At 53.5% G+C, this 19,657-nt stretch carries 16 protein-coding genes; 4 read left to right on the top strand and 12 right to left on the bottom strand.

The features are described 5' to 3' along the window. Positions 1–47: 47 nt before the first annotated feature. Both argR and yhcN read left to right on the top strand, forming a co-directional pair. A complete protein-coding gene (argR, locus tag OGV93_RS09950; RefSeq protein ID WP_003025162.1) occupies positions 48–518 on the top strand; it encodes a transcriptional regulator ArgR in 471 nt (156 codons plus the stop codon). A 375-nt stretch (positions 519–893) separates the two neighbouring features. Beyond that, positions 894–1,160 carry a peroxide/acid stress response protein YhcN gene (gene yhcN / locus OGV93_RS09945; RefSeq protein WP_003025165.1) on the top strand — a complete coding sequence of 89 codons (267 nt, stop codon included), beginning with the start codon at positions 894–896 and terminating at the stop codon, positions 1,158–1,160. A gap of 56 nt (positions 1,161–1,216) precedes the next feature. On the opposite strand, the gene OGV93_RS09940 is transcribed toward yhcN, so the two are convergent. The 4 genes from OGV93_RS09940 to aaeX form a co-directional block, all read right to left on the bottom strand. Next, complete coding sequence (locus tag OGV93_RS09940; protein WP_016154709.1) at positions 1,217–1,495, bottom strand: barstar family protein; 279 nt, start codon at positions 1,493–1,495, stop codon at positions 1,217–1,219. A 119-nt stretch (positions 1,496–1,614) separates the two neighbouring features. Further along, entirely contained in the window at positions 1,615–3,582 is a 1,968-nt protein-coding gene (aaeB, locus tag OGV93_RS09935; protein WP_287109541.1) for a p-hydroxybenzoic acid efflux pump subunit AaeB, read from the bottom strand. A gap of 5 nt (positions 3,583–3,587) precedes the next feature. Then, a complete protein-coding gene (aaeA, locus tag OGV93_RS09930) occupies positions 3,588–4,520 on the bottom strand; it encodes a p-hydroxybenzoic acid efflux pump subunit AaeA (protein WP_016154711.1) in 933 nt (310 codons plus the stop codon). Positions 4,521–4,527: 7 nt separating this feature from the next. Then, complete coding sequence (aaeX, locus tag OGV93_RS09925; protein WP_003025177.1) at positions 4,528–4,731, bottom strand: p-hydroxybenzoic acid efflux pump operon protein AaeX; 204 nt, start codon at positions 4,729–4,731, stop codon at positions 4,528–4,530. A 184-nt stretch (positions 4,732–4,915) separates the two neighbouring features. On the opposite strand from aaeX, the gene aaeR reads away from it, so the two are divergent. Then, positions 4,916–5,845 carry an HTH-type transcriptional activator AaeR gene (aaeR, locus tag OGV93_RS09920; protein ID WP_016157586.1) on the top strand — a complete coding sequence of 310 codons (930 nt, stop codon included), beginning with the start codon at positions 4,916–4,918 and terminating at the stop codon, positions 5,843–5,845. Between the two features lie 94 nt (positions 5,846–5,939). Here aaeR and tldD read toward each other — a convergent pair whose 3' ends face one another. The 8 genes from tldD to csrD all read right to left on the bottom strand — a co-directional run bounded on the left by tldD (position 5,940) and on the right by csrD (position 18,374). Beyond that, complete coding sequence (gene tldD, locus OGV93_RS09915; RefSeq protein ID WP_016154713.1) at positions 5,940–7,385, bottom strand: metalloprotease TldD; 1,446 nt, start codon at positions 7,383–7,385, stop codon at positions 5,940–5,942. A 147-nt stretch (positions 7,386–7,532) separates the two neighbouring features. After that, a complete protein-coding gene (gene yhdP, locus OGV93_RS09910; protein WP_287109540.1) occupies positions 7,533–11,333 on the bottom strand; it encodes an AsmA2 domain-containing protein YhdP in 3,801 nt (1,266 codons plus the stop codon). A 114-nt stretch (positions 11,334–11,447) separates the two neighbouring features. Continuing rightward, the gene (gene rng / locus OGV93_RS09905; protein ID WP_003828822.1) at positions 11,448–12,917 is read right to left on the bottom strand and encodes a ribonuclease G; all 1,470 of its coding nucleotides are present in this window, start codon (positions 12,915–12,917) and stop codon (positions 11,448–11,450) included. Then, a complete protein-coding gene (locus OGV93_RS09900) occupies positions 12,907–13,500 on the bottom strand; it encodes a Maf family protein (RefSeq protein ID WP_016154715.1) in 594 nt (197 codons plus the stop codon). The genes rng and OGV93_RS09900 overlap by 11 nt, the downstream gene beginning before the upstream one ends. Before the next feature lie 7 nt (positions 13,501–13,507). Next, a complete protein-coding gene (gene mreD, locus OGV93_RS09895; protein WP_003025196.1) occupies positions 13,508–13,996 on the bottom strand; it encodes a rod shape-determining protein MreD in 489 nt (162 codons plus the stop codon). Beyond that, the gene (mreC, locus tag OGV93_RS09890) at positions 13,997–15,019 is read right to left on the bottom strand and encodes a rod shape-determining protein MreC (RefSeq protein ID WP_016154716.1); all 1,023 of its coding nucleotides are present in this window, start codon (positions 15,017–15,019) and stop codon (positions 13,997–13,999) included. It lies immediately after the preceding gene. Between the two features lie 64 nt (positions 15,020–15,083). Then, positions 15,084–16,127: a rod shape-determining protein MreB gene (gene mreB, locus OGV93_RS09885; protein WP_000913396.1), complete on the bottom strand. Its 1,044-nt coding sequence runs from the start codon at positions 16,125–16,127 to the stop codon at positions 15,084–15,086. Positions 16,128–16,433: 306 nt separating this feature from the next. Continuing rightward, a complete protein-coding gene (gene csrD / locus OGV93_RS09880; RefSeq protein WP_016154717.1) occupies positions 16,434–18,374 on the bottom strand; it encodes an RNase E specificity factor CsrD in 1,941 nt (646 codons plus the stop codon). Positions 18,375–18,599: 225 nt separating this feature from the next. Between csrD and acuI the strand changes: the two genes are divergently transcribed. Then, positions 18,600–19,574 (top strand): acrylyl-CoA reductase (NADPH), encoded by a 975-nt coding sequence (gene acuI / locus OGV93_RS09875; protein ID WP_046275077.1) that lies wholly within the window; start codon positions 18,600–18,602, stop codon positions 19,572–19,574. Positions 19,575–19,657 lie beyond the last annotated feature (83 nt).

Here is a 19,657-nt window from a genome sequence, read left to right as displayed (position 1 = left end):
CTGTATGCACAATAATGTTGTTTCTACCGCCATATTACGGGTGACTTATGCGAAGCTCGGCAAAACAAGAAGAATTAGTAAAGGCGTTTAAAGCGCTGCTTAAAGAAGAAAAGTTCAGCTCTCAGGGCGAAATCGTCCTCGCGTTGCAGGATCAGGGCTTTGATAATATCAATCAGTCCAAGGTTTCTCGCATGCTGACCAAGTTCGGCGCCGTGCGTACCCGCAATGCGAAAATGGAAATGGTGTACTGCCTGCCGGCAGAGTTAGGGGTACCTACAACATCCAGTCCACTGAAAAATCTGGTATTGGATATCGATTACAACGATGCAGTTGTGGTTATTCATACCAGCCCTGGCGCTGCTCAGTTGATTGCACGTCTGCTGGACTCATTAGGTAAAGCGGAAGGGATTCTGGGTACAATTGCCGGTGACGATACCATCTTCACCACCCCAGCTAAGGGTTTTACGGTAAAAGATTTGTACGAAGCCATTCTGGAACTGTTCGAACAAGAGCTGTAATACTTCCTCCCCGTCGCCTCGCGGCGGGGGAAAAACCTCTGTTTCCCCCTCCTTCCTCTATTATCCACTGCCATTGATTTAACAAATGGTGCGTTTAACCGTCAAAAGTCATTCACATAGCGAATATGAAGAGTTAAAAACGCACATTTTGCAAAAATTCATATCTCAATGATTTAATTGAATTTATTATAAAATTGATGCTTAAAACCCTATTTTTAATTCCGTTTTGTTATAAAAAATATTTTTCTTAATACTTAACCCGCATGGAAACAATTAGCGTGGTATTAATTTATCGAGTGATTAGTGTATACTTGATTTTGTGATGAGGGTCACGAAACGCAGACCCCAATAAAAGAATTCGACGAGGTAAATATCATGAAAATCAAAACAACTATTGCAACCTTAAGCCTTCTTTCTGTTCTCTCTTTCGGTGCAAGCGCCGCAGTGACTCAGGTGAACTCACAAGAAGCACAGAACCTGCAATCCATGGGCAGCATCTCCGTATCTCAGATCGGTAGCTCACCAATGGACATGCGTCAGGCTATCGCCGCTAAAGCTGAAAAAGCGGGTGCCAGCAGCTATCGCGTCACCGAACTCCGTGAAGGCGCTCACTGGCACGCGACTGCAGAACTCTACAAATAAACCCTCGTCGTCTAGTCCGACGACTTGCCCCCGCCTGCCGGGGGCTTTTTTATGCCTTACATTGAGTGACGAACGTTAAAGCGCAGCTGTCCTTCCAGCTCTTCTTCCGCTTCATCGAACAGTAAAATCAGCGCGCCGTATCGCCTGCGTAGCTTGTCCGGCAAATGAACAAATTCAATCTCCAGCGGCAGCGGTAAAACGTCCCCGATAACCACCTCCCACAGAGAATCTAAATCAACCACCTTTTCCCGGGCGAGACCGAACGCGCGCGTAAACTCACGGTAGAAATCCCCCTGGTCTTCTATCTCGTCAAAATCAAATGTATAGATGTTCATCTATAGCCACCATCCCGACGCCAGTCACTCTACAGACCATCAATATGCAGGAACCTCCTGCATTTTCAGGTAAGTATAGCCATAAAAAAACCGACGCTTTTAGCGTCGGTTTCCAACTCTTAATTACTGGTCAGCGCATGCTGGTATTTGTGCAGCATCCCGCTAAGTCGTTTTACCGGCTCGGTCACCTGCGGTGGCGCTTGCCAGATGTTTAATTTCTCCTGATAGATCTCAAGCTCTTCCAGCAGCTGGCTAAAGTAGCGTCGGCGCTTGTCGTCGTTTCCTGCGGAAATCACGTGATCCGCAGTGCGACGAAGCTGGCGATGGAACGCGGATAGATCCTCGTTTACCGGTATCGGCGCATCGCGCAGGCGCTGATGCGCAATGATCATCGTCAGCGCCAGGCGAAACTTCGCCAGGTCGCCGGGAAATTTGTTCATCAGCAAAAACAGCTGCTGATAAAGCGCCGGGAGATGGTTTTCTTTACGACGTACCACGTTGGTGGTCATCGCTGAAACCGCCGCCGAGACAAACTGGTTGAGCAACACGCGACCCGTTCTGTCACGAGAGTTATCGCGCACCAACAAAATGACGATAAATGCCAGCACGCAGCCAACAATTTGCCCCAGCGCACTGTCAAGGAACTGGCTAAAGTGGAAGGTCATCGGGTTATCCAGCACGATGATATTAATAGTGCTGGCCAGCGCCCCCATTGATCCCAGCCGTCGTTTCTGTACCTCTATACCCAGAAAGAACCCCAGCACCGCCAGGCTCAGGCACAGTAACAACATGCTTTGTTGCGTATTGGGGATAATCACAAGGAAATAGAGCGCCCCGAGCGGTAACGCCGCCAACGTACCGTAAATAAAGTCTATCGCCACCATGCGCGGGTTGGGCAAACGCATTGCCAGCGAAGTGACAACCGCAATCATCACCATTGCGCCGCTGCCGGAGGTCCATCCGGTCCACAGCCAGAATAAAGTTCCCAGCACACAAGAAAGCGTGGTGCGCCAGAAGTTGACCATCGCATGATGGCGCTCGGCAGACTCCACCTTCACCACTGGCTCACCTTGCAGGATCTCTTCTTCCGTGGCGCTAATTTTGGTATTACTCAGTACACCGCGTTTGAGCAACAGGTAGCGCGTCGCGGCGCCTGCCCAACTATATATCGTGATCGGCGTTTCGCGTTCGCCGGTCCAGGCAATCACCCGCCGCATCCGCTTCAACTGTTTATGAACATCCTGCACCGTTTCAACCGGCATATTGAACAACTCGCGGAAGGTATCAGTGATCAGTTCGGGTCGAGTGTTCTGAATAAGATAGGTTTCGCAGGACTGCGTGATGAGCGTGAGTGACAGCGTGTTCAATGCTTTGAGTCTGCGGTTAGCCCGCCCCCAGCGTGAGGACTCCATATTCAGGTTACTTCGCATGCCTTCCAGTGCCGCCGTACGCCGGACTAAATCGCCCCAGGCTTTGTCCACTTCTTCACTGTCACCATGCTTAATGCACAGCTGCATAAGCTGATACTGCGCCACCAGCAGGCTGTCCAGTTCGACATCAATCTCCTGTTTCACCGAACGGGGCGAAAAGAGCAGATCGGCCACAATAGCACAGACAATCCCCATCACTATTTCACTACTGCGTTCGAGCGCAAATTGCGGCGTCAGCAGCGGTTCAGCCTGGATGGTAATGACGATGATCAGCGCCGTATAGCCCGAAAGTCCCCAGGCATAGGAGTTTTCGATCTTCACAAGCGACGAGATCCAGGTACAAAAACCGGCCCAGATACAACACACCAGGATCATCAATAACGGGGCGCGGATCATGCTGATGATAATGATCAGTGCAGCAATACAGCCGATAAATGTCCCGACAATACGCAGCATGCCGCGATAGCGTATAGCACCAGAATAGGGCTCTCCGCCAGCGGCAAAGGCCGGGCCAGCCGCCACAATGGCGGCGGTCAGCACCGCCCAGCGCGGGGTCTCAAGTTGGAAGTGAAAGCCAACGAACAGCGCCAGTACAATCGCGCACGCCAGTTTTACCGCAAAGCGGATATGCTGGTTGGCAATAGAGAAAATGCCCATCACGATTAGCCAAACTCGCGCAGGCGATGCGCCATTTTACGGAAGAAGGATTCCCGGCTTGCATCGCGATCCTGCTTGCCGGTAATGACGACGGTAGCCGTAGTCCCCGCAGGCCACAGGGTTCCCTGCTGCTCATCAAGACGAATTCGCACCGGTACACGCTGCGCCAGACGCACCCATTCAAGATTGGAATCAATGGTCGCCATACCCTTTGCGTCCCGCGTGCTGCTGGCATTCGTTACGCCAGCCGCCACGCTATCAACGGTGCCCTTCAGCACATGATTACTGCCCAGCGGGGTGATCTCTGCGCGATATCCAGGGCGGACGCCTTCCAGCTTGGTTTCTTCCATATAGGCCAGCACATAAAAAGAATGCTGTTTGACCAACGCCACCGCCGTAGAGCCGCGAGTAATAAATTCGCCGCTGTAGACGTTCAGGTTAGTCACCCAGCCATCTGCTGGCGCGCGAATGACGGTACGTTCCAGATCTAATTTCGCCAGGTCGCGGGTCGCCTGCGCCTTCGCAAGCTGGTGTAATACGGTTTGCAGGACATTGTTTGACTGGTCGATCTCTTCACGAGACATAGCCTGCACGCCCAGCCGGTTACGACGGCTGGCCTCCTGGCGTTTTTCCTGTGATAACACCTGATAGTAGGCGACGTCTGCTTCCGCTTCTTCGAGCGCTTTTTTATAGCGCGGCTGATCGATGGTAAACAGAACCTGGTCTTTCTTCACCAGTTGATTATCATGAACGTTGACGTTAGTGATAAGCCCGGCGACATCCGGGGCTATTGCCACAACGTCGGCGCTGAAGCGCGCATCACGCGTCCACGGCGACTCGGTGTAGAACACCCATGCGCGGAAAATGGCGATGAAGGCCAGAATGACCAGTACGAGAGTCGTGGCCGTACGGGAGAGTTTTCTTGTTAGTGTTTTCACTTCAACCTCAAACGAACAGGCGCGTTATTAAATAAAACAGGCAGCAATACAGCGCGGTGTTAAACAGAGCCGGGTGCCAGACAAAATCATAGATGCCAGTTGGAACCAGTACCCGGCGCACCAGCCAGAAAATCGCCAGTGACAAAAGTAATTCGAAAAAAATCGGTGGGAAGGACAGACCAAACACCACGATAACGGGAAACAGACTCATGTTGACCTTGGTAGCTTAAGAGAGTGCAGGTGATAGATTTTCTAGCGTATGTCACCGCAGAGAAGGGCAAGGATGAGCCAGGCGAGAGCGACATAGCTGTTATTTGAATAATAATATATTAACGTAACTGTTATGCTGTTATCTATATTATGTGATCTAAATCACTTTTAAGTCAGAGTGAACAATGGAACGATTAAAACGTATGTCGGTGTTTGCCAAAGTTGTCGAACTGGGCTCCTTCACCGCCGCCGCAAGACAGTTACAAATGAGCGTTTCATCGATAAGCCAGACGGTCTCTAAACTGGAAGATGAGCTACAGGTCAAGCTGCTAAACCGCAGCACACGCAGCATTGGGCTAACTGAAGCCGGTAAAATTTATTATCAGGGTTGCCGCCGGATGCTGCACGAAGCACAGGATGTTCACGAGCAGCTTTATGCCTTTAATAACACGCCCATCGGCACCTTGCGCATTGGTTGTTCTTCAACCATGGCACAAAATGTCCTCGCTGGGTTGACCGCAACGATGCTGAAAGAGTATCCAGGATTGACGGTAAATCTGGTAACAGGCATCCCAGCACCGGATTTAATCGCCGACGGTCTGGACGTGGTTATTCGCGTCGGCGCGTTGCAGGACTCCAGCCTGTTTTCACGTCGCCTGGGAACCATGCCGATGGTGGTCTGCGCCGCTAAAAGCTATCTCGCGCAGTTTGGCGTGCCGGAAAAACCCGCCGATCTCAGTAACCACTCGTGGCTGGAATACAGCGTGCGCCCGGATAATGAATTCGAACTTATCGCTCCGGAGGGGATCTCTACCCGCCTGATCCCAGAAGGGCGCTTCGTGACTAACGATCCGATGACGCTGGTGCGCTGGCTGGCCGCAGGCGCGGGTATTGCCTATGTGCCGCTGATGTGGGTGATCAATGAGATCAATCGTGGCGAAGTGGAGATCCTGCTGCCCCGCTACCAGTCGGATCCACGTCCGGTCTATGCACTGTATACCGAAAAAGACAAACTACCGCTCAAGGTCCAGGTGGTGATTAACTATCTGACGGATTATTTTGTCGATGTGGCGCAGCTGTTTCAGGGGATGTACGGCCGGGGCAAAGAGAAATAAAAAAGCCCGGTAGCGCTTTGCTTACCGGGCCTACATTCAGTGCCAACGCACATTCCAGGCCGGATACGCTGAGCGCTATCCGGCGACCGGGTCGTTACGCGGTGCCACCTACGGTCAAGTTATCCACCTTCAGCGTCGGCTGGCCCACGCCCACCGGCAAGCTCTGTCCTTCTTTACCGCAAACGCCAACCCCGTTATCCAGTTTCAGGTCGTTACCCACCATCGAAATCTGCTGCATCGCTTCGATACCGGAGCCAATCAGCGTTGCGCCTTTCACCGGTTTGGTCACTTTACCGTTTTCAATCAGGTACGCTTCGGACGTCGAGAATACAAATTTCCCGGAGGTGATATCTACCTGACCGCCGCCAAAGTTAGGCGCATAAATACCGTATTCAACGGATTCGATGATTTCCTGCGGCGTGGATTTCCCCGGCAGCATATAGGTGTTGGTCATACGCGGCATCGGCAGGTGCGCGTAAGATTCACGGCGACCGTTACCCGTTGGCGCTACGCCCATCAGGCGCGCATTCAGTTTGTCCTGCATGTAGCCTTTCAGAATGCCGTTTTCGATCAGCACGTTGTACTGACCCGGTGTCCCTTCGTCATCGATAGCCACAGAACCACGACGGTCCGCCATTGTGCCATCATCCACAACGGTACACAGTTCTGACGCCACCAGCTCACCCATGTGACCGCTAAATACCGAGGTGCCACGGCGGTTAAAATCACCTTCCAGACCATGACCGACCGCTTCATGCAGCAGAACGCCAGGCCAGCCAGCGCCGAGTACCACCGGCAGCGTACCAGCAGGCGCTGCTACCGCGGACAGATTGACTAACGCCATGCGTACGGCCTCTTTCGCCCACGCGTCGGCACGGACTTCACCATCGAGGTCGCCAAGGAAATAGTCATAGCCAAAACGACCGCCGCCACCGCTGGCGCCGCGCTCACGCTTACCATCCTCTTCGACCTGTACGCTTACGGACAAACGTACCAGCGGGCGGACGTCAGCGGCCAGCGTACCATCAGTCGCGGCCACCAGGATCAGTTCATAAACACCGGTCAGGCTGGCGGTCACTTCCTGGACGCGTTTGTCGGCGGCACGGGCCACGTTGTCTACGCGGCGCAGGATATCCAGTTTTTCTTCGCGGCTCATGCTCTGCAACGGATCAACCGAGGTGTAAAGCGCCTGATGCTCCACGGCCCCCAGCGTTTTTACTTTGCCGTCACCGTTGTCACGTACGATAGTACGCGCGGCATGAGCGCTTTGTTCCAGCGCCAACAGGCTAATCTGGTCTGCATAGGCAAACCCTGTTTTCTCGCCGCTGATGGCGCGTACGCCAACGCCCTGATCGATATTGTAAGAACCATCTTTAATGATGCGGTCTTCTAAAACCCAGGATTCGTGATAGCTCGACTGAAAATAGAGATCGCCGTAATCAAGACGGCGTTCGGCCAGTTGGCCCAGGATGGCAAACAGATCCTGATGTTTCAGGCCATTTGCCGCTAGCAATTGTTCACTTACCAGGTTCAGACTCATCGTTTTGATTACTCATTTAATTCTGCCGGATAGCGGAAAAAACGCCTTATCCGGCCTACGTTGTTAGGCTGCTGTAGGCCGGATAAGCGCTGCGCCATCCGGCAATACTATGTACTGAGATTGGGGCAATTACTCGCCCCCGTCAAATCATTGCTGGCTTTCTTTGCGCGGCTGACGCAGAACTTCGTTAATTTGCGGCTTATCGACCGGACCGGTGATGCGATAGCGCAGAATCGAGACTTTGCTCCACAGCGGCCCCAGCACCTTACTGGCGGCAAACACCGCCGCACCAACAATCGGGTTGACGGCAAACGCGGCGGCAACCCCTACGGTGGCAGAAATTTCTGGTGCGACGATGGCTTCCATGTCCAGCTCCCGGCGTACCAGGTTCACTGAACCTTTCATCGCAATGTCGGCTTCCAGACCGTCCACCAGCGTGTCGTCGGTATGCATCACGCCATCTTTGATCCACGCCGTGCTGCGAATCGAGTCGAAATAGAAGCCTTCGCTGAAGGTGTCGCTAAAATCAAAGCGCAGTTTACGCAGTAACGCATCGAAGCTTAGCAGACGTAACAGTTGCCCCGCATGTCCGGTACTGAGTTCGGTAAGTTCGCCTTTGCCCAGCCGGGTACGCAAAATACCATTCAGCGAGGCTACATCAGGATCCCACGGCGGATTACGCCAATGCAGATCATACTCCACGTTGAATGAAGAATTGCGAATCGGCGTTGATACGCCAAAGAAACCGGCTGCGGAGTCAATTTTATTGCCGCTCAGTTTACCCTTCAGCGACGTTCGCTCCTTGCCCGGCGCATTCACCCACACGCCGTCGGTGGTCAGTCTGGCAAAACCCGTATCCAACAGACCGTTACTCAAGGTGAGCGTGTCGCCTTTAATCGCTACATCGGCGTCAATGCGCCCGTATTTTTGTCCCCACATCCAGCACTCGGCACAGCGCAGCTGAAGGTCCGGCCAGCCACGGAAGCTGACGTTGTCGATGGCTGAGAACGGCGAGGCTGGCGTACTATTTTGTGACGGTTTTGCCGCGCTTGGGTTGTAATAAAGATACTTAATATTGGCCAGCCACGGCGCATTATTGCGCATAGCCAGCGTGGCGTTAATTTCACGGCCCTGCGCCTGCATGGTGGAGCCATTGCTCGCAGGCTCAGAAACGATACTCAAATTATTCCACTGTTGACCGCCCAGGGATAACGATGGCGTACGCACCGTGATGCGCTGCGGGAAGTTAGCGTTGCTGCCCACGTTATCCACAGCGCCTTTCTGGAATAACGCCAGCCATTGCGCGCCATCCATAGGGGGAAGATTAAGCTCTATGCCTTGTTGATCGGGTAACGCTGGCACGGTGCGGCTTTCCGACGCCCAGATTGCGCGGTCAAGCGTCAGTTTCTGATTCAGCAGCCAGCGGCTATTAAAATGATTCTTGCTGCCAGCGTTGCCGGTCAGATCAAAGCTGCGCAGATTGCCGTTGGCCTTAACGTTCACCGGCAACGCCTCACCGGCCGCCTTATTCAGTGGAGAAGGTAAGTGACTACTTACATTCTTGAGGTCGCCCTTTAACTCAACGTTGTAGGTTGGCCCGGCATGATACGGAAGATCGATTCCTACCTTGCCATTCCACGCTATGCTACCGTTCAACGCGTCGTTGACCTGCGCCGGTAAAATCCCCATGCGGCTTGGCTGCCAGTCACCTTGCAGATTCACGGCTACCTGATAGGCTTTCGCCCCTTCGGTCGTGGAAAAGTCGACGTTCAGCGGCTGATTAAACCAGTTCGCGGTCATCGGCTCGCTCTTCAGATCACCGTTGATAAAGCTGAATTTACCATTCAAATTCTTCAGCGTGCTGTCGAGCGGTTTAATAAACAGGCTGTTATTACGCAGGTTGACGTCACCTTTGGCGGTAACCAGCGAGCCGTCTAGCGGAATATCAAGATGTAAGCGAGCATTCACATCGCCGTCAATCTGCAACTGCTCAAGCGTAGCGCCGAGTGAATCCTTCAATGGCGTCTCATCAAAATAAGGTCCAACCGCCTTGCCCGGCCCGTTGATGTCGGCATCAATCAGCAGTTTTTCTTTGGCATAGTCGGGGATGTTAGCCGTCAGATTACTGGCCTTCACACCGCCCAGATTAACGCTATCGGTCTTCATCCACAGACCGTCGTTAATGAAGTTCAGTTCAATATTAAGGTCAGTCAGCGCGGGCCAGTCGGGCTGGAAAGCAAACTTCGCATTGCGAAGCGGCACCAGTACCTGGAACTGCCCTTCATTGTGTAGATACGGGAACAGATGCGGGTCGCCGCCATACACCAACGTGGCGTTATCCGCTTCGCCGCCCTGAATAGCGCCGCTGAGGTAATCAACAAGCTCTTTGCCCATCAGGTTTTCCGGGAAGTAACGCCAGGCCTGAGAGCCATCGTCGGTGCTGATACCTGCCAGAATGCCCAACCATGGCTCATCATTGGCGGGCTGCAGATAGCGAAAACCACCGCGTGCGTGTACCGCTTTCGCTTTAACATCAATATTGCGCCCATCTAACTGGAAACCTTTATCATTCTTCAGCCAGCTTAGCGTCGCTACGCCGTCCTCTATTTCCAGCGGTGCGCGAAAGACGGTTTCATACGGCATTTTAGCTTGCTTCATGGAAGCAGTGAGCGCCCCGTTTTCAACGCTGCCCGCAAGCGTACCGGAGAAATGCTCTGCCCCTGGCAGCAGCTTCCACTGTTTCCAGGCCAGATTGGTCCACGAGGACTGGAAGCGGGTTTTTTCTGTTGCCTGTAACGGGATATCCAGCGCCAGCACATCTATTTTGCCGCTCGGCTGCGTGGCCCGCCAGATATCACCCAGCGCAGGCGAAAACTTGGCCGCCATCGGACGCAGCCCTTCTAACCCGGCCAGCTCCAGATTGCTGGCGCGGATGCGTAGCTCGTCGCTGCGTTTGTTATTCTCGCCGCCGACTTCCTGTTCAGGGATCCAGGCCAGCGTTAACGCCCCGCTTGGCCAGGGTTTATCATCCATCGTGATACGGGTATCGGGAATGGAGAATTGCCAGCCCGACTGCTCGCGGCTGATGTGCGCCGTCAGGTTATCGACGGAGAGCGTGTGCGTACGACTCTCTCCCAGCCAACTTGCCCCACCTTTTTTCAGCCAGACATCGCCGCCGGAAACGACACCTTTTCTGATCGTCATCCATGCTTCCAGGCTAAAACGCGCGGTTTGCAACGCGACATTATCCTGCATCCATTTACCCAGCCACGGCTTGACGTCGATATCGTCGGCCTGCAGCCAGACCCGACCGTTATTCAACAGCCCGTTGTCATCACGCAGATCCATTCGCACCTGCATAACACCGTGCTGCCCGGTCAAACTGGAGAGACTGACCAGGCCTTCAGCGCGATGCCGGTTTTTACCGTTAAGCCAGGTAAGCTGCGGGATCGCCAGTTCTGCACGCTGGCCTGAGAGGGTTAAAAAGCTAATCTGGCTGTCGCGTAGATCGAAATGATCAAACTGACGCAGGAAGAGATCGCTCAGGTGGCCGGCTTCAATTCCATCACCGCTTTCGCTGCGCTGGATGGGGGTATTGGTACGCAGTTGCAACTGCCAGAAGGTGAGATCGCGAAACTGCCAGCGCATGTGCAGCAAGCTTTGCCAGACATCCAGCGCTAATGTGACCCGCTTTACCGAAAATTCACCGCCATCTTTAAGCTGCGCATGGATATCGCGCGCTTCAAGAGTAGGACCGAAATTTTGCCAGCTAGCGGAAAGTTGGCTGGCGGAGACGGGCAGACCGGTAGCGGATTCAATCTTGTCAAGGATGGCCGGACGCCAGCTATCAAGATGAGGCAGCGCAAGGCGCAGCCCACTGACCAGCAGCGCTGCGATGACAACGAATGCGGCTCCAGTGAGCAGTAATATCCCCGGCAATCGCCTCACGCGCCTCTCCTTGTCTACCAAAAAATGTGACTCACAAAACCGTCTTGCCGGATGGCGGCGTGAACGCCTTCTCCGGCCTGCAAGGTATCGCCATTGGGCGTTTACCAGGCCAGATTACATCATGACAACGTCGAACTGCTCCTGGTTATACAGCGGTTCGACTTGTACTTTAACCTGTTTGCCGACAAAGATTTCCACTTCCGCCAACGCATGTGACTCTTCACCCTTCAGGGTTTCAGCCACTGCCGGAGATGCATAAACCAGGAAACGATCGGAGTCATATGCATGGTGTACCCGCACGATTTCGCGCATGATTTCATAGCATACAGTTTCCACGGTTTTCACCGTACCGCGCCCATGACAGGTCGGACACTCGTTGCACAACACATGCTCCACGCTTTCACGCGTGCGTTTGCGCGTCATCTCCACCAGGCCCAGCTGAGAAAAACCGTTGATGCTGGTTTTTACGCGATCCTTGCTCAGCGCCTGTTCCAGAGAGTGCAGCACCCGTCGACGGTGATCTTCATTATTCATGTCGATAAAATCGATAATGATAATGCCGCCGAGGTTACGCAGACGCAGCTGACGAGCAATGGCCTGCGTTGCTTCAATATTAGTATTAAAGATAGTGTCGTCGAGATTACGATGCCCAACAAACGCTCCGGTATTGATATCGACGGTGGTCATTGCTTCGGTTTGATCGATGATCAGATAGCCGCCGGATTTCAGTTCAACCTTACGTTCCAGCGCGCGCTGGATTTCATTCTCAACGTCAAAGAGATCAAAAATGGGCTGGCGCCCGCTGTAATGTTCCAGCTTGCTAGTCATCTCGGGGATATATTCCGCTGTGAACTCCAGCAACGCTTCATAGGTCAGACGAGAGTCAACGCGGATCCGGTCAAGCTGGGCATCGGCAAAATCACGCAACACGCGCTGCGCCAGCGCCAGTTCGCCGTACATCTGGTAGCGTGTTTGCGGGCGCTTTTTACGCTCCATGACTTTAGTCCAGACGCGCTTCAGGTAGGCAGCATCCGAGGCTAGATCCTCCTCGCAGACGCCTTCCGCCGCTGTGCGAATGATGAATCCGCCCTGTTCATCGCAGTAATCCGCCACCACTTTTTTCAGGCGTTCGCGTTCGGTTTCGCTTTCGATACGTTGGGAAACGCCAACGTGCGAAGCACCCGGCATAAAGACGAGGTAACGGGAAGGAAGCGTGATGTCCGTCGTCAGGCGTGCGCCCTTAGTACCCAACGGATCTTTTACCACCTGCACCATCAGATCCTGGCCCTGGCGCACCAGTTCAGAAATGTCGCGCACGGTGAACTGCTTTTGTTCTTCACCCGCCACGCATTCGGTGTGCGGCATGATGTCTGAAGCGTGAAGAAATGCGGCTTTATCCAGTCCAATATCTACAAAAGCCGCCTGCATACCCGGAAGTACACGACTTACACGACCTTTGTAGATATTGCCTACGATTCCGCGTCGCGCCTCACGTTCAATATGAATTTCCTGCAGAATACCGCCATCAATGTAAGCCACCCGAGTTTCCGATGGCGTTACGTTTACCAACAATTCAGCCGTCATGTTTATCCCTTTTCTCACGCAGTGCGTTAAAATTGGTCAGCAACTCATACGTTTCTACCAGCGGTAAGCCGACTACGGCGTGATAGCTGCCATTGATCTTCCTGACAAAACAGCCACCCAACCCTTGAATACCGTATGCACCTGCTTTATCCATTGGTTCACCGCTGGCAACATAGCCCGCGATGTCCTCATCGGTTAGTGCTCTGAACGTCACATCCGTCACCACCAGACAGTCCAGACTGTGCCGGCGGTCGGCCAATGCCACGGCGGTCATGACCTGATGCGTTTTACCCGACAGTTTGCGCAGCATTGCTGCGGCATGGGCGACGTCGTGTGGTTTTTCCAGCACTTCGCCATTAAGGATAACAATGGTATCTGCACCCAATACCGGCAAATCGCGCTGCGCCAGCGCCACGCCAGCCTGCGCTTTTTCGCGTGCCAGACGCGAAACATACTGCTGCGCGCTCTCCTGCGGGTGTCGCTGTTCTTCAATCCCAGGCACCAGCCGTTCAAAGGTAACACCAAGCTGAGCGAGCAGTTCCTGACGACGTGGAGAACCTGAAGCAAGATACAGAGTATTCATATCAACCTTATTGCACCGCAAACTGCTGACGGACCTTACGCATCAGTAAGAATAGCCATGGCCAAAGCACACCATTCACTACACTACTCCAGAACACTTCGGGTCTGAAAGAGACATTGATCACTAAAAACTCGGCCCAGAAAACAATAATATCCACGACCAGTGATAACAACATGACCACCAGCGCCTGTTGCCAGAGCGCGAGGTTACGGAATAGCTGGAATTTCAGCGCGACCAGATAAGCAATGATACTCATCGACAATGCGCGCACGCCAAGCGTGGAGCCGCTGATGAGATCCAGTATGGCACCCACCACAAACCCCGTGCCCACATTTACGCGATGCGGCAGCGCCAGGATCCAGTACAACAAGATGAGCAGTACCCAGTTTGGCCGGAAAACCAGAATATCGTCCGGCCAGGGCATGACTTGCAGCAACAGTGCAATAAGGAACGAGAGCCAAATCACCCAACGTCCCTGGCTACGATAGCTTGCCACTTACTGTCCTCCCGGCTTACGCGGAGCAGGTTGTGGCGGCGTGGTACCCGCAGGCGCTGGAGTCACGCCTGTTGCGGGAGCTGGCACTGGCGCAGGCGGCCCCATGGCATCTGGTGCAGGCAGAACTTGCGGCATCATTTGCATCAGACGTTCATTGGCAACGCGGTGCACTTCCTCTGGCGTCATCGGATTTGCGCCGTTACGATCGGCGCCCCACAACAGCAGCAGATAACGCAGACGCTGCAGACCTGCGGTCGGGCGTGCCTGAATCACGGTATAAGCGCGCTGAGTGTCCAGCTTAACGGAAGAAACAACACCAACCGGATAGCCTTCAGGGAAACGTCCCCCCAGACCCGAGGTAACCAGCACATCGCCAACGCGAATGTCGGTGTTGGCCGGCAGGTGTTCGAGCTGAAGATCGTCGGTGCAGCCGTTACCGGCAGCGATCACGCGGATATCGTTACGCAGTACCTGAATGGGCAGAGCATGCGTCGCATCGCAAATCAGCAGCACGCGGCTGGTCAGTTTAGCCACCGCTACGACCTGACCCACAACGCCTTTGTCGCTAATAACCGGCTGACCTTCGTAGACCCCGTTAACGCTCCCTTTGTCGATCACCACCTGATCGCTGTAAGGGTCATTAACCGTCGAGATGACCTGCGTCACCATCTTTTGTTCGTCCTGACGCAGCGGCGATCCCAGCAGCTCACGCAAACGCGCGTTCTCCTGTTTATATTGCCCCAGCATCAGCAGCTCGCTGTTTTTCAGCAGCAGTTCCTGACGCAACGCCCGATTTTCAAGTTCGAGTTGGTCACGCGAAGCCAGCGTTTGCGAAACGCCGTCGAGTAATTCACGAGGACCATTTGAGATAAAGTAGAAAGGACTGACGGCGGTATCCATGTACGTTCGGATTTGACTAAACGTACCCAGGCGGCTGTCGGCAATAATAACGCCGAGCGCCACCAGCACCGCCAGAATAAGGCGAATCTGTAGCGACGGGCCACGGCTAAAAATTGGCTTCATAGTCTATGCGTATTCTCGTATCAGAGCGGAAGGGCAACCCGCGGGCTACCCTACCTGCATCCGATTACTCTTCGCTGAACAGGTCGCCGCCGTGCATATCGATCATTTCCAGCGCCTTGCCGCCACCGCGCGCCACGCAGGTCAGCGGATCTTCAGCAACAACAACTGGAATACCGGTTTCTTCCATTAACAAACGGTCAAGGTTACGCAGCAGAGCACCGCCACCGGTCAGTACCATGCCGCGTTCGGAGATGTCAGACGCCAGTTCTGGCGGACACTGTTCCAGTGCAACCATCACCGCGCTCACGATACCGGTCAGCGGTTCCTGCAGGGCTTCCAGAATCTCGTTGGAGTTCAGGGTAAAGCCGCGTGGAACACCTTCTGCCAGGTTACGGCCGCGAACTTCGATCTCGCGCACTTCGTCGCCCGGATAAGCGGAACCGATTTCGTGTTTAATACGTTCTGCGGTGGCTTCACCGATCAGAGAACCGTAGTTACGACGAACATAATTAATGATGGCTTCGTCGAAGCGGTCACCGCCAATACGTACAGAAGAGGAATAAACCACGCCGTTCAGGGAGATAACGGCAACTTCAGTTGTACCACCACCGATATCCACAACCATAGAACCGGTTGCTTCAGAAACTGGCAGACCCGCCCCGATCGCAGCCGCCATCGGCTCTTCGATCAGGAATACTTCACGGGCGCCTGCGCCCTGAGCGGATTCACGGATCGCGCGGCGTTCAACCTGAGTTGCTCCAACCGGTACACATACCAGTACGCGCGGGCTTGGGCGCATGAAGCTATTGCTGTGCACTTGTTTGATAAAGTGCTGGAGCATTTTTTCAGTCACGAAGAAGTCAGCGATAACGCCGTCTTTCATTGGGCGAATGGCAGCGATATTGCCCGGTGTACGACCCAGCATCTGCTTCGCGTCATGGCCCACTGCGGCTACGCTTTTTGGCGAGCCGGCACGATCCTGACGAATGGCCACAACAGAAGGCTCATTCAATACGATGCCTTGTCCTTTTACATAAATAAGGGTATTCGCGGTACCCAGGTCAATGGACAGGTCATTGGAAAACATGCCACGAAATTTTTTCAACATACTAAGGGATAATCCTGAAAGCTGGGGCGGAAAACAAAATCCGCTTACTTTACCAACCACACGCAGCAGCGACAAGGCGCAAAAATCATCTGCTACGGTGAAAATTAGTGCAGTTCGTTTCCTTTGTTACAAAATCGGCCTGAGTCCATCAGGGCTGAATAAATCAGCAGCACTCCTCGCTTTTGTTTGCAACCTGTCAAAGGTCATTCACCTGCATGTTTGCTGTTACAACCTGGCGAGCAGACAAGCACACCCCCAGAAGGCACAGCGCGCGTTATTCTACGTGAAAACGAATTAAACGGCAGGTTAAACCGAGTATCTTTGCGAATATTTTTTCACGTTAGTGTCAAGTGGCTGTGATGCGGCAAAAAAATCCCCTTGCCCACCCGCAACTCCGCGTTCCGTCAGCGTATGCCACTCGCTACGCGAACGAACGCCCGTGGCGTAAACCTGCGTTGGTGTTCCAGAACAAGCCTCCACCAGGCTTTGCACCAGGAGCTGGTTTTCGGTTCGCTTATCAATATTCCTCACCAGGCTTGGATGCAGCTTCAATAACTCAACGTTAAGCTCTTTGATCCAACTGGTGCTCACCAGCGTTAAACCCGCCTGCGTAACGGCAATTCGCACACCCAGCGCATTCATCAATCTGATGACGGGCTGTAACCGGCTGATATGTTGACAGACATCTGCCTCAGCAAGTTCAATAATTATGCGTTTGCGTAATGATTTTTCGCACTGCATCAGCGTATCACGTAGCCAGCGCTGAAAACGTGGGCGAATTAGCGATTCAACCGTTGTCTGCATCGCCAGGTTTTCCTGCGGCCAGTAGCCCAACAATAAGATCAGACGGCTGATTTGCAGACGGTCATATTCTTCTGCCAGGCCAAACTGCAGGACCATCGGCATATATTCCGCCGAAATAACCTCTTCGCTGCCATCAAAAATACGGCACATCAGCTCCCGGTGGTGCACCCGTCCTTCACGGGTTACCGCAGGCTTTTGATAAATTCTTGGTCCACCCCGGCTGAGCATCTGTTCGATCAGCGTTCGCCAGCGTACGTTACCCCGACCTTTTTCCGGTAGTGAGTCATCATAGACCGACCAACTGTTCCCACCCTGCAATACCGAGTTCCGCGTGGCGGCTTCGGCGTGATCCATCACTTGTTCCGTCGACTGGCCGCTGCGGCAAACACAAATGCCAATATGAACCATATCGGCACGGTCGATCATTTTATTAGCCGGAAGCGCATCTACCGCTTTTAATAATTGCCCGGCAATACTTTCCGCCTCTTTCAGCGTGCGGTGTGGCAACAGGATGGCAAAATCGCTACGGTGGTAGCGCGCCAGCAACGCGCCCGGATAGCGCGTCATAAAAGTCGACAACAAATTGATTAACGTTGAAATTTGTTCTTCAGCAAGGGTAATTCCCCAGCTATCGCGCAGCAGCGTAAAGTCCGGCAGGCGTACCATCATCACGACGCCATGCGATCCCACTTTTTCCTGATCTTCCAGCAGCGTTGCCAGTTGGTTATCAAAGAACAGGCGGTTGCTTAGCCCGGTTTTTGTATCCTGCGCCACATAGGAACGAATCAGCGTATCCAGTCGGCTACGTTGCTCGCGGGCACTTTGAATTTCGGTCAGCAGCATATCGAGCGCGCTACTGGTACGCGCAGGCCATTCATAAACAGTCCCCCGCACGTTCGGTCCACGTTCGCCGTTAAGAATGCGCGTTGAACGAATCTCCAGCAACTCTTGACCTGAAAGCTGACGCTGAAGCCAGCGCACAGACAAAAAGAGCATCAGTATAATGAAAGCAATCGCCAACGTGAGCGGCGCGGTAGTCATCAGCGAATGGAAATAGTTGCCCATTGGATCCTGATAAACCAGACGCAGCGACATGCCCGGGTGTTTGACCAACGGGACGGTGACATCACGATACAGATTGTTCGTCCCCGCCGGGCGGTAGCTGCTGGTTCGGGAGTGGTCATACACCACGTGTTCGCCCTGTAGCAGTTCGACGCGCACGATATCAACCGAAACCATCAGTTCATCGATTTGCGGGGTTAGCGCAACGACATCGCGGGAGACAAGGTGCGTATCAATCGCCGTCGCCACCGCCTGAACACGGGTGGTGAACTTATATTGAATCGCGTTATAGAAACTCAGCGAGCAACCGATCAGAGTTACGAAGATCGTTAACCCTGTAAGCAGCGTCACAAAAGCTGAAAATTTCGTCGTTAATCGCATCCTTGTGTTAACTCCGACAGTTATGAAACAGGCATGAAAGTGATAAAGCGGCGCGAAAATGCAAAACTGAACGCAAAATCTGTCCATTTATACAAACAGTGTGGGCATACTACCAAATTAGGTATATCTGGCAATTTATTGCGCGGAATCGGCATCATGTTTTGATTAGCGAGTATAGTCTTCATTAATAATTTTCCAATCCACTATACGAATTGAGGACAGGTTATGCAGGCTTTGATCTTAGAACAGCAGGACGGAAAAACCCTCGCATCCGTTCAACCCCTCGACGAAAATCAGCTACCGGAAGGCGATGTGACGGTGGATGTCCACTGGTCAAGCCTGAACTATAAAGACGCCCTTGCTATCACCGGCAAGGGTAAAATCATTCGCAATTTTCCGATGATTCCTGGTATCGATTTCGCCGGTACCGTGCGCGCAAGCGAAGATCCCCGTTTTCATGCAGGTCAGGAAGTTTTACTGACCGGCTGGGGCGTGGGTGAAAATCATTGGGGTGGACTGGCCGAACGCGCACGCGTGAAAGGCGACTGGCTGGTTGCGCTGCCACAAGGGCTGGACGGACGTAAAGCCATGGTCATCGGTACCGCTGGCTTTACCGCCATGCTGTGCGTCATGGCGCTTGAAGATGCAGGTATTCGCCCGCAAGACGGTGAGATTGTCGTCACTGGCGCCAGCGGCGGCGTGGGTAGCACGGCCGTGGCGTTACTGCATAAGCTGGGTTATCAGGTTGCGGCGGTTTCGGGTCGCGAAAGCACTCACGACTACCTGAAGAGCCTGGGCGCTAACCGTATCCTTAGCCGCGATGAATTTGCTGAATCTCGCCCGTTGGAAAAACAGCTGTGGGCTGGTGCGGTTGATACCGTTGGCGACAAAGTTCTGGCAAAAGTCCTGGCACAGATGAACTACGGTGGCTGCGTTGCCGCCTGCGGCCTGGCTGGCGGTTTCGCTCTGCCAACGACGGTGATGCCATTTATTCTGCGTAACGTTCGTTTGCAAGGGGTGGACTCGGTGATGACCCCGCCGGCACGCCGGGCAGAAGCCTGGGCGCGTCTGGTTAAGGATCTACCGGAATCTTTCTATGCTCAGGCCGCCACGGAGATTACGCTGGCGGATGCGCCGAAGTTTGCCGATGCCATCATCAATAACCAGGTGCAAGGTCGTACGCTGGTGAAGGTGAAGTAACAAGCTCTGGCGCAGAAATTTACACTTAATTAACGAAATTTCGCGGCATATCTACAGACTCCCTGCCATATTAACTACGCGTC

This window comes from Citrobacter sp. Cb031, assembly GCF_030336725.1.
Classification (GTDB): domain Bacteria; phylum Pseudomonadota; class Gammaproteobacteria; order Enterobacterales; family Enterobacteriaceae; genus Citrobacter; species Citrobacter braakii.
Note: the sequence above shows the minus strand (reverse complement) of the source record. Positions and strands in the feature narration are given on the sequence as shown.

What these genes read in the sequence shown, in the direction of transcription:
- argR (WP_003025162.1), top strand. Translation starts at nt 48, where the DNA reads ATGCGAAGCTCGGCAAAACAAGAAGAATTAGTAAAGGCGTTTAAAGCG.
- yhcN (WP_003025165.1), top strand. Translation starts at nt 894, where the DNA reads ATGAAAATCAAAACAACTATTGCAACCTTAAGCCTTCTTTCTGTTCTC.
- OGV93_RS09940 (WP_016154709.1), bottom strand. Translation starts at nt 1,495, where the DNA reads ATGAACATCTATACATTTGATTTTGACGAGATAGAAGACCAGGGGGAT.
- aaeB (WP_287109541.1), bottom strand. Translation starts at nt 3,582, where the DNA reads ATGGGCATTTTCTCTATTGCCAACCAGCATATCCGCTTTGCGGTAAAA.
- aaeX (WP_003025177.1), bottom strand. Translation starts at nt 4,731, where the DNA reads ATGAGTCTGTTTCCCGTTATCGTGGTGTTTGGTCTGTCCTTCCCACCG.
- aaeR (WP_016157586.1), top strand. Translation starts at nt 4,916, where the DNA reads ATGGAACGATTAAAACGTATGTCGGTGTTTGCCAAAGTTGTCGAACTG.
- tldD (WP_016154713.1), bottom strand. Translation starts at nt 7,385, where the DNA reads ATGAGTCTGAACCTGGTAAGTGAACAATTGCTAGCGGCAAATGGCCTG.
- rng (WP_003828822.1), bottom strand. Translation starts at nt 12,917, where the DNA reads ATGACGGCTGAATTGTTGGTAAACGTAACGCCATCGGAAACTCGGGTG.
- OGV93_RS09900 (WP_016154715.1), bottom strand. Translation starts at nt 13,500, where the DNA reads ATGAATACTCTGTATCTTGCTTCAGGTTCTCCACGTCGTCAGGAACTG.
- mreC (WP_016154716.1), bottom strand. Translation starts at nt 15,019, where the DNA reads ATGAAGCCAATTTTTAGCCGTGGCCCGTCGCTACAGATTCGCCTTATT.
- mreB (WP_000913396.1), bottom strand. Translation starts at nt 16,127, where the DNA reads ATGTTGAAAAAATTTCGTGGCATGTTTTCCAATGACCTGTCCATTGAC.
- csrD (WP_016154717.1), bottom strand. Translation starts at nt 18,374, where the DNA reads ATGCGATTAACGACGAAATTTTCAGCTTTTGTGACGCTGCTTACAGGG.
- acuI (WP_046275077.1), top strand. Translation starts at nt 18,600, where the DNA reads ATGCAGGCTTTGATCTTAGAACAGCAGGACGGAAAAACCCTCGCATCC.